This is a genomic window from Dactylosporangium sp. NPDC049525 (assembly GCF_040676755.1).
Taxonomy (GTDB): Bacteria; Actinomycetota; Actinomycetes; order Mycobacteriales; family Micromonosporaceae; genus Dactylosporangium.
The window spans coordinates 36694-47946 of the sequence record NZ_JBFAPO010000021.1; the positions used below are offsets into that span (position 1 = coordinate 36694).

The 11253-nt window shown below is 72.5% G+C and carries 13 protein-coding genes; 5 read left to right on the forward strand and 8 right to left on the reverse strand.

The window, feature by feature from the left end:
- Positions 1 to 207: 207 nt before the first annotated feature.
- A complete protein-coding gene (locus AB0K00_RS27665) occupies positions 208 to 636 on the forward strand; it encodes an STAS domain-containing protein (protein WP_363525518.1) in 429 nt (142 codons plus the stop codon).
- Positions 637 to 679: 43 nt separating this feature from the next.
- Positions 680 to 1417 carry a hypothetical protein gene (locus AB0K00_RS27670; protein WP_363525520.1) on the forward strand — a complete coding sequence of 246 codons (738 nt, stop codon included), beginning with the start codon at positions 680 to 682 and terminating at the stop codon, positions 1415 to 1417.
- 105 nt (positions 1418 to 1522) lie between these two features.
- Here the strand turns inward: AB0K00_RS27670 and AB0K00_RS27675 are convergent, their stop codons facing one another.
- The 6 genes from AB0K00_RS27675 to AB0K00_RS27700 all read right to left on the reverse strand — a co-directional run bounded on the left by AB0K00_RS27675 (position 1523) and on the right by AB0K00_RS27700 (position 6209).
- Positions 1523 to 1918, reverse strand: coding sequence for a VOC family protein (locus AB0K00_RS27675; RefSeq protein WP_363525523.1), 396 nt, complete (start codon positions 1916 to 1918; stop codon positions 1523 to 1525).
- Positions 1915 to 2763, reverse strand: a complete 849-nt coding sequence (locus AB0K00_RS27680) for an AraC family transcriptional regulator (RefSeq protein WP_363525526.1) — start codon at positions 2761 to 2763, stop codon at positions 1915 to 1917. Before AB0K00_RS27680 ends, AB0K00_RS27675 begins: the two co-directional genes overlap by 4 nt.
- 4 nt (positions 2764 to 2767) lie before the next feature.
- Positions 2768 to 3607, reverse strand: a complete 840-nt coding sequence (locus tag AB0K00_RS27685; protein WP_363525527.1) for an alpha/beta hydrolase — start codon at positions 3605 to 3607, stop codon at positions 2768 to 2770.
- A 24-nt stretch (positions 3608 to 3631) separates the two neighbouring features.
- A complete protein-coding gene (locus AB0K00_RS27690; protein ID WP_363525530.1) occupies positions 3632 to 3958 on the reverse strand; it encodes a plasmid stabilization protein in 327 nt (108 codons plus the stop codon).
- A 16-nt stretch (positions 3959 to 3974) separates the two neighbouring features.
- A complete protein-coding gene (locus AB0K00_RS27695) occupies positions 3975 to 4913 on the reverse strand; it encodes a TIGR03557 family F420-dependent LLM class oxidoreductase (RefSeq protein ID WP_363525532.1) in 939 nt (312 codons plus the stop codon).
- Between the two features lie 192 nt (positions 4914 to 5105).
- On the reverse strand, positions 5106 to 6209 hold the full coding sequence (locus AB0K00_RS27700) for a glycosyltransferase (protein ID WP_363525535.1): 1104 nt from the start codon (positions 6207 to 6209) through the stop codon (positions 5106 to 5108).
- A gap of 195 nt (positions 6210 to 6404) precedes the next feature.
- On the opposite strand from AB0K00_RS27700, the gene AB0K00_RS27705 reads away from it, so the two are divergent.
- Positions 6405 to 7658 (forward strand): multidrug effflux MFS transporter, encoded by a 1254-nt coding sequence (locus AB0K00_RS27705; RefSeq protein ID WP_363525538.1) that lies wholly within the window; start codon positions 6405 to 6407, stop codon positions 7656 to 7658.
- 98 nt (positions 7659 to 7756) lie between these two features.
- Here the strand turns inward: AB0K00_RS27705 and AB0K00_RS27710 are convergent, their stop codons facing one another.
- On the reverse strand, positions 7757 to 8107 hold the full coding sequence (locus AB0K00_RS27710; RefSeq protein WP_363525540.1) for an Lsr2 family protein: 351 nt from the start codon (positions 8105 to 8107) through the stop codon (positions 7757 to 7759).
- Between the two features lie 191 nt (positions 8108 to 8298).
- Between AB0K00_RS27710 and AB0K00_RS27715 the strand changes: the two genes are divergently transcribed.
- Together AB0K00_RS27715 and AB0K00_RS27720 are read left to right on the forward strand one after the other, a co-directional pair.
- Positions 8299 to 8904, forward strand: coding sequence for a DinB family protein (locus AB0K00_RS27715; RefSeq protein WP_363525821.1), 606 nt, complete (start codon positions 8299 to 8301; stop codon positions 8902 to 8904).
- Between the two features lie 72 nt (positions 8905 to 8976).
- Positions 8977 to 10221: an AMP-binding protein gene (locus tag AB0K00_RS27720; protein WP_363525543.1), complete on the forward strand. Its 1245-nt coding sequence runs from the start codon at positions 8977 to 8979 to the stop codon at positions 10219 to 10221.
- Between the two features lie 11 nt (positions 10222 to 10232).
- Here the strand turns inward: AB0K00_RS27720 and AB0K00_RS27725 are convergent, their stop codons facing one another.
- Positions 10233 to 11252, reverse strand: coding sequence for a hypothetical protein (locus AB0K00_RS27725; RefSeq protein WP_363525545.1), 1020 nt, complete (start codon positions 11250 to 11252; stop codon positions 10233 to 10235).
- Position 11253: the final 1 nt, after the last annotated feature.

Below are 11253 nucleotides of genomic sequence, written 5' to 3' on the forward strand. Positions count from 1 at the left end.
CACCTTTCGTCGGGGCCTGACGTACTGCGGGGGCTCCTGGTTGCGTACCCACCCGGCTTCGTCCATGAACACCCGGCTGACCAGTGTCACGCCCGCTTGTCGGATCACCCGTAGCGACGACCGGCTGTCCGGTCACCGGCCGGTCGGACGGTCCCTCCACCTGGACAGGGGTTCACGGACCGTCACGGCTGAACGTATCGTCGCAGCATGGCAGCCCTCACTTTCGCGGTGGACCGACTCGCTGCCGCGACGGTGCTGTCCTGTCACGGTGCGCTGGTCGCGGCCAGCGCGATGCAGCTGGAGACCGCGCTCTCACAGCTCCTGCTCCGTCCGGAGCCCAGGATCGTCATCGACCTGGCAAAGGTCACCGCCATCGACTGCACCGGCGTCATGATGTTGCGCGTGACTGCGGGTATAGCGCTTGAGCAGGGCGGATCGCTCGTCCTGGCAGTGCCGACGCCGCAGGTCGTCCACACGCTGCGTGAAGGCGGCACCCTCGCCACGATCCAGACCTACCGGTCCCTGGAAAGCGCTCTCGCCGCCGACCCGCACGGCCTCGTCACCGACGCCGACGCCGCGGCCCAGACCGCGACGGCCCAGTGGCCCATGAACGCCGACCGCCGCCGCTCCGCCTGACGAGGGGTCCCCGGGCCTCGGCCGGGCGTAGCACAATGCGGGCATGGCGTGGTGGCAGGCGGGGTGCCCGGTCAGGCCGGTGGAGCAGGAGTGGATCGAGTCGTCGATGGACTGGCTCGCGGACACGTTTGATCCGTTGCGGATCGGCGGCGAGGTGCTGCTGCCGACGGACGAGTATTTTCCCGGCACGTATACCGGCAGCCGCGCCGACGTGCGGGCGGTCTTCCTCCGGTTGTGCGCGCACATGGACGTCGACCCCGCCCGGGTGGACCTGGTCCACGACGACGCGTTCACCGACGACGCGCTGTCGGCGCACGTGCCGGTGCGCAGCGCGTGGAGCGGCGCCGCCGGCCATCACCGGGTCGTCGGCGGCCGCTCCGTCATCGGGATCAACGACGAGCAGGCCAAGTCCCCGATGGCGCTCGTCGCGACGATCGCGCACGAGCTCGGGCACGTGCTGCTGCTCGGCGAGGGCCGGATCTCCGCCGACCGCAAGGACCACGAGCCACTGACCGACCTGCTGACGGTCTACTTCGGGCTCGGGGTCTTCAGCGCCAATGCGGCGTTCGCGTTCGGGCGGGAGGTCCGCGGCGAGTACGCGTACACCACGACGTCGCGGCTCGGTTACCTGACCGTGCCGATGTTCGGCTACGGCCTGGCCTACTACGCGTGGCTGCGCGGCGAGGCCGACCCGGGTTGGGCCCGGTTCCTGGACACCAACCCGCGCACGTACTGCCGGCGCGGGCTGCGCTACCTCCGCGCCCGCGGGCCGTCGTCCTGAGCCGGGCCTGACAGTGCCCGCGGGCCGTCGTCCTGAGCCGGGCCGGACGCGCCCGCGGGCCGTCGTCCTGAGCTGGGCCGAACAGCGCCCCCGTGGCGCCCGGCCTCAGACAGGCTCGCCCCGGTAGGTGCCGAAGGACCACAGGTTGCCCTCGGGGTCGCGGACGGAGAACTCCCGCGAGCCGTAGTCGGTGTCGGTGAGCTCCTTGTGGACGGTCGCGCCGGCGGCGACCGCGCGGGCGTACAGCGCGTCGGGTTCGTCGGTCACCACGTAGGCGCCGAAGGTGCCGGCGCGCAGCGGCCAGCCGGGGCCGTCGTCGTCGCGGACGCTGCCGAGCATGATGCCGCCGCCGGGCGGCCAGGCGAGCTGGGCGTGATCGACGCGGTCGCCTTCGCCGTGCACCACGGTCTCCCGGAAGCCGAACGCGTCGACCAGGAACCGGATCAGGGCACGGGCGTCGGTGGCACGCAGTGTCGGCCACACCTGCGGTGGAGGTGTCATGCGGCCCAGTCTGCCGACCCGGGCCCGTCCGGGTCTTGGATGTTTCGGAACGGCGGCAGGTTCTCCTCGGCCAGCCACCGCGCCGGCGGGCTGCCGGCGAACCCGGTGAACTCGCGGGTGAGGTGCGCCTGGTCGTAGTACCCGCAGGAGGCCGCGAGCGCGGCCAGGGACTCCGCGCCGTCCTGCAGCCGGCGGCGGGCGAGGTCGAAACGGGCGACGCGGGCCGCCGCCTTCGGTGAGAGCCCGATCTCCAGGTTGAACTGGCGGCTGAGATACCGCCCGCTCCACCCGACCTCCCGGGCCAGGTCGGCGGTGGCCAGGGTGCCGCCGGCCTGCAGCAGCCGCCACGCGTGCACGACCTCGGGGCGCGGCAGGACCGGCGCGGCGAGGCGGTCGGCGAGCATCGCATCGACGATCCGGAACCGTTCGGACCAGGTCGCCGCGGCACGGACCCGGTCGCGCAGCGCGTCGATGAACGGGCCCAGCACGTCGGAGGCGGTCACGTCGAGGTTGGCGAGCTCGCCGGCGGGCAGGCCGAGCAGGGTCCGGGCGCCGAGCGGCGACAGCGCGATCTGGATCCCGGACTGCCGCCCGTCGTGCACGATCGTCGCGGGCGTGGTGTGCAGTCCGCCGAGGAGCGTGTCATACCGCCCGGGCGGCGTCGCCGGATCGGGGTGCGACGAGATCTGCAACGGGTCGTCGAGGGTGACGATGAGCGTCAGGAACGGTGATGGGAGCCCGCGGTGCACGGCGGGCGCGACGCCGGTCTCGCGGTAGCCGGAGTACCAGCCCACGAACGGTCGCACCCGCGCCCCGGGCGGCCGGCGCACGTATTCCGACAGCACCCCCTCACGGTAGCCGCCGGGCGGTGTGTTCGAGCAGTGCGGCGGTGAACAGCGGCCACAGCGGGCGGGGCAGTTCGTGCCCCGCCTCGGGCAGGACCAGCAGCGACGCACCGGGGATCGCGTCGCGCAGGGCGGTGCCGTGCTCGAGCGGGAAGATGGGGTCGTGCTCGCCGTGCACGACCAGGGTCGGCGCCCGCAGGCCGGCGAGCAGCTGCGGGCCGGCGTCTCCGGTGTCGATGACGAAGTGGTTCACGAGGCAGGATGCGATGTTTGCGGTACGGGCGACATCCAGCGAAGCGAGCCGGCGCACCGCGGGCTCGTCGAAGTACGGGGAGCCGCCGCCGTACACCCGCATGAGCCCGACGATGAACTCGACGACGGCGGCCGGATCCGCGGGGTCGGGGCCGCCGCTGCCGGTGAACTCGACGAATTCGGCCGACATCGGCGGCAGCCCCGGCAATCCAGGGGTGGTGGTGACGAGGGTCAGCGTGGCGACCCGCGACGGGTGCGCCGCGGCGGCGACGGTGACGATCCCGCCCGCCATCGAACGCCCGACGAGGTGCGCGGCGCCGACGCCGAGCCCGTCGAGGATCCCGATCGCGTCGAGCGCCATGTCCCGCATCGTGTATCCGGGCGACCCCGGCGGGTACGCGGTGGAGCGGCCGGTGTCGCGGTTGTCGTAGCGCACCACGTGCCGGCCGCCCGCCGCGAGCAGCTCGCACAGCTCCTCGTCCCACCAGAGCATCGACGCGGACGCGCCGTGGACGAGCAGGATCGTGGGATCGGCGGGGTCGCCGAACGTCTCGACGCACAGCCGCGCGCCGCCGGTCTCAAGGAATCGCATACCGGTAAGACGTTACGGAGGCACCTAACCGACTGCCTTTTCCAGTTGCGCCTTCGTCATCTTCGAGCGGCCCTTGATGTTCTTGCGCCTGGCCTCCTCGTAGAGCTGGTCGCGGGTGCGACCGCCCGGACCGCCCGAACGGGCGCGCAACCCGCCGCGGCGGGCGGAGGAGATGTCCTGCGTCGAGGTGCGGCTCGCCGTGCGGGACTCGCCCGCGCGGGCGCGTTCCTTGTTCACGACGCGGGCCGCGATCTCCTCGGCGACGTCCTCGGACCTGCCCTGCGCCTTCTGCTGGCGCTTGATGTGCTCATACTGCCGTTCCCGCTTGTTGCTCCATGCCGCCTGCGGCACGACCCACCTCCGTTAGCTACAGGAACTCACGCTTGTACAGGTCGATCAGGTCCGCGTAGTGGGGTCCGATGTTCGCCACGTACACCTCGTCGAAGCCGGCGTCCTCGTACTTCTTCAGCTGCGCCGCCTGCTTGGCCGGGTCGGGACCGCAGGCGATCGCCTCCCGGGTCATGTCCGGCGTGACGAGCTCCGACGCCTGCTCGAAGTGCTTCGGCGACGGCAGGACCTGGGACAGTTCGCCGGGGACGCTCGCGTTCGCCCACAGCTTGTGCGCGATCTGTACCGCGGCGTCCTCCGTCTTCGCGTAGCAGGCCTTGAAGCCGCCCTGCGCCGGCTTGTCGCCGCCGCCGCCCTTGCGGAACGCCTCGACGTGCTCGGCGACGGGCGCCACGGACATGAACCCGTCCGCGATCCGCCCGGCGAGCTCCAGGGCCTTCGGCCCGAACGCCGACATGTACACCTTCGGCGGGGTCTCCGGGCGCGTGTACACCTGGGCGTGCTCGACGGTGAAATGCGTGCCGCGGTGGTTGACGAAGCCGCCGTCCCACAGCTCCCGCATCACGTGGATGGCCTCCTCGAGCATCTCGAGGCGCTCGCCCGCGCTCGGCCACGCGTCGCCGTGGATGTGCTCGTTGAGCGCCTCGCCGGTGCCGACGCCGAGGACGAACCGCCCGTCGTGCAGGACCGCGCTGGTTGCCGCGGCCTGCGCCACGATCGTCGGGTGGATGCGCATGATCGGGCAGGTCACCGCCGTCGTCACGGGAATGGTGACCACCTGGCTCAGCGCCCCGATCAGCGACCAGACGAGCGGCGCCTGTCCCTGCGCGTCGTTCCAGGGGTGGTAGTGGTCCGAGATCCACAGCCCGGAGAAGCCGGCGTCCTGGGCGAGCTTGGCCTGCTCGATCAGCTCCGCCGGGGTGTACTCCTCGCTGGACAGGAAGTAACCGATTCGCATGCCGTCACTGATACCCACCCGTGCGCGATAGAAGCACACCGGCGACGAAGTCCACGACGATGCGGTTCCACTCCCCCGGCCGGCGCAGCATCGCGTGACCGTCGCCGGCGCGAAGGGACCCCGCGGCCTGTTCGCGCGGCGCCCGACGGCGGCGTTTCCTGGGCACCCTCGCGCAGGAGCGGACCAGCGGTTTCATCCCGCTCCCGCCGCGCTGGACATCGAGTGCAGGCGGTCGAGCAGGCGCTTGAGTTCGGCGAGGTGTTCCGAGGGGTACACGCGCCCGGCCGGGTCCACGACCCGCTGCACCGGCTGCAGCAGCCGCCACGCCTCGGCGACGTCGCCGAGCTGGGCGAGGGCTTGCGCGTCGAGCCAGTCGCAGTAGTCGCGGGCGACGCCGGCGCCGCGCAGCTGGGCGGTCAGCACCAGCACCGCCTCGTCCATGCCGGCGCCGAGCAGCAGCCGGGCGAGGGCGTCGGTGCCGAGGATCCACTGCCGGGTGCCCGGTGCCAGCTCCCGCAGCGTCTCGAACGCGTCGACGGCGTCCTGGGTGCGACCCGCCCCGACCAGGCTGCGCCCCAGGTCCAGCAGCGTGTCCGCGACCTGCCCCGGATCCGCTGACCCGTCGGCGATGCCGTCGAGGACCGCCTGGGCCAGCTCGACGTTGCGTTCGGCCTTGCTGCGCCGTTCGTCGGGATCGGCGTACCCCTGATGCTCCAGGCGGATCGCCTCGCGCGGCGCCGACGGCCACTCCGCGAGCCCGATCCCCTGCACCATCCCGGTGCCGTGGGCCGTGCCGACCCCCGTGCCGTGGCCCCGGTCGACGAACACGTCCGGGGCAGTCCCGCCGGCGGCGATGCGGACCAGGTGCTCGTGGACCCGGCCCCGCCACCGCAGCTGCGTAGGGCGGAACAGCCGGGCCGTGCGGAACGTGTACGGCAGCTCGTCGTGCGCGTTGTCGATGTCGACCAGCAGCGCGTCGGTGGTGGTGGCGGCGAGGACCTCGCGCAGCTTGCCGGGCGCGGCGACGGCCCGGTCGTCGGCGTCGATGCTGAGCACCCAGTCCCCGGTCGCCCACGGCGTGCCCCGCGCCGCGGCGGCCTCGGCGAGCGCGGTGTTGCGGGCGGCGGCGAAGTCACCGGTCCAGGTGCCGTGGCTGACCACCGCGCCAAGGTCGCGGGCCAGGGCCGGGGTGTCGTCCTTGGAGCCGGTGTCGTGGACGTGGATCGTGTCGACGACCCCGCTCAGCGACGTCAGGCAGCGGGACAGCATGGCGGCCGAGTCACGCACGATCAGCACGGCGGCAAGGTTCACCTCCGCCCGATCGGCGGCCGCCCGGCCGACCTGAGCGTTTGTCCGGGCGCGGCGCCATGGACAGCCGGCGATCGACGGCGGCGTCCGGCCGGTGGCCGACCACGCGCAGTTGTCCGGACGGCGGGCAACGACGGACCATAACGGGAATGCGGACGGCGGTCCGGTGCTTGACCATAAGATGTGACCGCAAATCCCGTCCGTCTGGTGTTGGTGCTCGGCTCCCTCATCGCCATCGGCCCGCTGACCATTGACATGTACCTGCCGGCGCTGCCGAGCATCACCGACGACCTGCACACCAGTTCGACGGCGGTGCAGCTCACCCTCACCGGCACCCTGGCGGGTCTCGCGCTGGGCCAGCTGGCGATCGGCCCCTGGTCCGACGCCGTCGGCCGGCGGGTGCCGCTGCTCGCCGGTCTCGTCCTGCACGTCCTCGCGTCCGTCGCCTGCGTGTTCGCCCCCGACGTCACCGTGCTCGGCGCGCTGCGCGTCCTGCAGGGCCTCGGCGTCGCCGCGTCCTCGGTCGTCGCGATGGCGGTCGTGCGGGACCTGTTCAGCGGCGCCGCGTTCGCCCGCCTGTTCTCCCGGCTGATGCTGGTCATGGGCGCCGCGCCGATCCTCGCGCCCACCCTCGGCAGCGCCGTACTGCGCTGGACCGAGTGGCGCGGCGTCTTCGTCGTCCTCGCCGCCTTCGGCGTCCTGCTCACCACCCTCGCCGCGCTCGCCCTGACCGAGACGCTGCCACCCGCCCGCCGCCGCTCCGGCGGCGTCACCGGGACGCTGCGCGTCTACGGCTCCCTGCTGCGCGACCGCGTGTTCGTCGGCCTGGTCCTGGTCGCGGGGTTCGCGATGGCGGCGCTGTTCGCCTACGTCGGCGGCTCGTCGTTCGTCCTGCAGGAGGTGTACGGCCTCAGCGAAGCCCAGTTCGGTCTGGCCTTCGGCGCCGGAGCGGTCGGGCTGATCGGCGGCACCCAGTACAACGTGCGGCTGCTGCGCCGCTACACCCCGCAGCGCATCCTCGCGTCGGCGCTGGCCGCCGGCACCGTCGCCGGTGCGCTCCTGGTCGTCCTCGCGGCCACCGGCCTCGGCGGCCTCCCGGCGCTGCTGGCGGCGCTGTGGGCGGTCCTGACCGCGGCCGGCCTGGCCCTGCCCAACGCCCCGGCCCTGGCGATGTCGCGGCACGGTGAGGCGGCCGGGACGGCGGCGGCGCTGCTCGGCGCGGTCCAGTTCGGCGTCGGCGCGGTCGCCGCCCCGCTGGTCGGCGTCCTGGGCACCGGCGCGACGGCGATGGCGGTGGTGATCGCCGGCGGCATGCTCACCGCGACGCTGACCCTGCTGATCGTGGTGCGCCCCAACTCGCTGATCACCCCGGACGACGACGCGTCCGAGGCGACCGCCGACGCGACCACCCTGAACCCCACCCCGGCGGCCGCCTGACGTTCATCTGCACGGTGTAAAAAAGCGGTTCCGGTCGGGCTCGACCGGAACCGCTTTTCGATCACGGCGAGCGGCGGCGCCGCGCCTGCGCGGGGATTTCAGGAACGGCTTGCGTGATACTGGTCGACGATCTCCTGCTTGATGCGGCCACGGTCGGAGACCTGGTAGCCGGCGCCCTGCGCCCATTCGCGGATGGCCCGGTTCTGGTCGCGGTCACCGCGTGCGGCGCCTCTCCCCCGGGATCCTGATCGGGCCGCCGCGACGACCGCACCACGCCCGACCTTCGTGCCGGCGGAAACGTAGGGCTTCAACGCGGCGCGCAGTTTCTCGGCGTTCTTCTTCGACAGGTCGATCGCATACTGCACGCCGTCGAGACCGAACTGCACGCTCTCGTCGGCCGGCTTGCCGTCCAAGTCGTCGATCAGTTCTTGAATGACGCGCTTGGCCATGACGGCGCCTCCTCGGCAACGGTACGGGTGACGGCGGCGACCGAACGGCCGGCCATCGGAGAAATAGTATCGCCCATTCTGCGGATTTGAAGTGCACTCTGTTTCAAATGGGCACCATCACCGATCGTGTCGGTTCAATTACCAGCGGCCGGTGGGGTGCGCATGATCGGAGCATCGGCGAGACTCTACCCATGGTGAACACTTCCACACCCGATTGGGGCGACCTGCTGATCGGCCAGTTGGCGTTCTACTGGGACGCCCATCTGCGCCCCCGGCTGGACGGGCTCACGGACGAGGAATACTTCTGGGAACCGGTCTCCGGATGTTGGTCGGTCCGGCCCGACGCCGCCGGAAATTACCGCGTCGAGGGAGGTCCGGGCGTCGACCCGGCACCGGTGACGACGGTCGCATGGCGCATGATGCACATCGCGGTCGGTTGTTTCGTGACCCGGAGCAGCACGTTCTTCGGCGACGGAAGTGTCCCCGCCGACGCCGACATGTTCGACCCGCGGCACGTGCCGGCGGATCTGCCGCACACCGCAGCGGAAGCGGTGACGTTCCTGGACGACAGTTACCGAGAGTGGCACGGACACGTTTCCCGACTCGGCGACGCGGGACTGCGCACACCTTTGGGACCGAAGGGCGCCTATTTCTCGGCGGAGCCGATGGCGGCACTGATCACGCACGTCAACCGCGAGGTGATGCACCACGGCGGGGAGATCGGGCTGCTGCGGGATCTGTTCCACGCCACCGGCGCCACCCGCCGCACGGACCACCTCGCCGCGTCGGGCGCATGACATCGATCGCTGCCACCGTCTGGAAGACTTGCTGCCATGTCGGGTATCGGTGGCCTTCTTTCCGTGCGATCCGTGCTCCGGGCACAGTATCTTGACCGGGACGCGCTCGACCGGCGCACCCTGGCCGGGCTGCGCACCGCGCTCGGGCACGCCCGCGACCGCGTGGCGGCCTACACCGACGACCGGTATGACGTCGGCGTCCCGCGCGACCTGGCGGACTTCGCCCGGCTGCCGATGCTGCGCAAGGCCGACGTGCTCGCGGCCGGCGAGGACCGGTTCCGCGATCCGGCGTTCACCCGGGGCCGGGTCACCGTGTACACCACCAGCGGCACCAGCGGGCAGATCCTCGAGGCGTGGCACGACCCGGCCAACTACGCCCACGACCGTGCCTGCAACATTCGCCGCTTCGCCGCCGCCGGCGGGCGGTACCGGCCGTGGTCGCGGCTCGTGCACTTCAAGCCGTTCCCCCTGGAAACCGCCTGGTACCAGCGGCTCGGCATCTTCCGCAGGTCGGTCGTGCACAGCGCGCTGCCGGTCCGCACCCGCGTCGCGCAGCTGCAGCAGGAGCGGCCGCACGCGCTGATCGGCTACCCGGTGATGCTCCGCGACCTGCTGCGCGGCATGCGGCCCGAGGAGCTGGTGACGCTGCGGCGCACGCTGCGGGCCGTCTTCACCGAGTCGGAGCTGCTGACCCCGGAGGTGCGCCGGCAGCTCACCGAGGGCTTCGGCGTGCCGGTCTTCAACGAGTACTCCGCCTATGAGCTCATGCACATCGCGTACGACTGCGCCGAGGGCCAGCTGCACGTCGCCGAGGACCGCGTCCACGTCGAGATCGTCGACGCCGGCGGCGCACCCGTGCCCGACGGCACCGAGGGCCACGTCGTCGTGACCGGCTGGCGGGAGCGGGCGATGCCGCTGCTGCGGTACTGGCTCGGCGACCGCGCGACCCGCCACGCCGACCGGTGCGGATGCGGCAGGACGTTCGCCCGCCTCGACCTGACCAAGGGCCGCGCCGACGACTACGTGGTCCTCCCCGACGGCGAGCGGATCTACGCCGGCACCTTCATCGGCATGGCGATCAGCACGCCCGGCGTCGCGGAGTGCATGGTCCGCCAGGACCCGGCCGGCAACATCACGGTGTGGCTCGTCCCGGACGGGCGCGCCGGCCGCGGCTTCGACGACCTGGCCCGCGCGGCGCGGGCGTGGCTGCACGACAGCGCCGGCCGCCCGTTCGACCTCGACGTGCGGCAGGCCGAGACGCTGGAGCTGACGAAGGGCGGCAAGGGGCGCTTCGTCGTGTCAGAGTTCCGGCGGTGACCGGGCGGCGGCTACAGGGTCACGGCGGCCTGCTGCGGCACCAGCCGGGCACCGAGGTCGGACTTCAGCTCCGGCATGCCCTTGCCCAGGATCACGCCGCTCGCGCCGCGGTCCACGATCCGCTCGACCAGCCGCCGGAACAGGTCGAAGTACAGGTGCCGGCGGCCGCCCTCGTCCAGCGGCAGCGCACCCCACGACAGCCACAGGGGCCAGGCCGGGTCGTCCAGGACGGTCGCCGCGGCGAGGAGACGGCCGGTGTTGTCGCGGTACGCCACGGCGAAGACGTCGTCGCGGCCGGCGGTCGCCTCCTGCCACAGCACCGACTGCTGCCCGCTGTGCGGCTCGACGGTGCCGGTCGCGTGCTTGACGGCGTTGAGCCGGGCCAGGTGCGCTAGGTCGGCGGGGCCGACCACGTCACCGACCGCGCCGGTGCGCACCTCCAGGTCCGGGTCGGTGCCGACGATCCGCAGGATCCGGCGCAGGTCCGCCCGCCGCCTGGTGCGCAGCCCGGCCAGCCACGCGTCGACGGACTCCGGCGCGTCCAGCACCGCCAGCGCTTCGGTGCGCCTGGTGTAGCGCAGGCGCGGCAGCCACGCGGTGTCGGCCTCGCCGACCTGCCGCCACAGCACCCCGCCGATGCCGGGACCGAGGGCCCGGCGGGTCGCCCTCCGCAACGCCCTCGCCAGCCCTGCCCGCTCCTGCGATGTGGACGGTGCCATCCACCAGCCGGGCAGCGCGCTGCTCTGCGGGGCCTGGACGTGCAGGTATCCCACACGCGGCCACTTCGTGGCGCCCTCGCGCCGGCGCGACGGGACCACCGAGGCGGCATACAGCCCGACCGGTCCGTCCACATCGGACAGCACGGCGAGCAGCAGCGGGTCGGCGCCGGAATGGACCCCGGCCCGCATCACCGGCCAGGCCCAGTTGGCCCGCAGCCCGGCCCGGCACCGCAGCGCGTCCCAGCCGGCGGGCTCGGGGTCGGCGGCCGGGTTGTGCAGCCGGACCGTCAATCCTTCGGTCGTCACAGCCATC

Excerpts from the sequence above, each read along its gene's own strand:
- AB0K00_RS27665 (WP_363525518.1), top strand. The coding sequence starts at position 208 with ATGGCAGCCCTCACTTTCGCGGTGGACCGACTCGCTGCCGCGACGGTG.
- AB0K00_RS27670 (WP_363525520.1), top strand. The coding sequence starts at position 680 with ATGGCGTGGTGGCAGGCGGGGTGCCCGGTCAGGCCGGTGGAGCAGGAG.
- AB0K00_RS27675 (WP_363525523.1), bottom strand. The coding sequence starts at position 1,918 with ATGACACCTCCACCGCAGGTGTGGCCGACACTGCGTGCCACCGACGCC.
- AB0K00_RS27685 (WP_363525527.1), bottom strand. The coding sequence starts at position 3,607 with ATGCGATTCCTTGAGACCGGCGGCGCGCGGCTGTGCGTCGAGACGTTC.
- AB0K00_RS27695 (WP_363525532.1), bottom strand. The coding sequence starts at position 4,913 with ATGCGAATCGGTTACTTCCTGTCCAGCGAGGAGTACACCCCGGCGGAG.
- AB0K00_RS27710 (WP_363525540.1), bottom strand. The coding sequence starts at position 8,107 with ATGGCCAAGCGCGTCATTCAAGAACTGATCGACGACTTGGACGGCAAG.
- AB0K00_RS27715 (WP_363525821.1), top strand. The coding sequence starts at position 8,299 with ATGGTGAACACTTCCACACCCGATTGGGGCGACCTGCTGATCGGCCAG.
- AB0K00_RS27725 (WP_363525545.1), bottom strand. The coding sequence starts at position 11,252 with ATGGCTGTGACGACCGAAGGATTGACGGTCCGGCTGCACAACCCGGCC.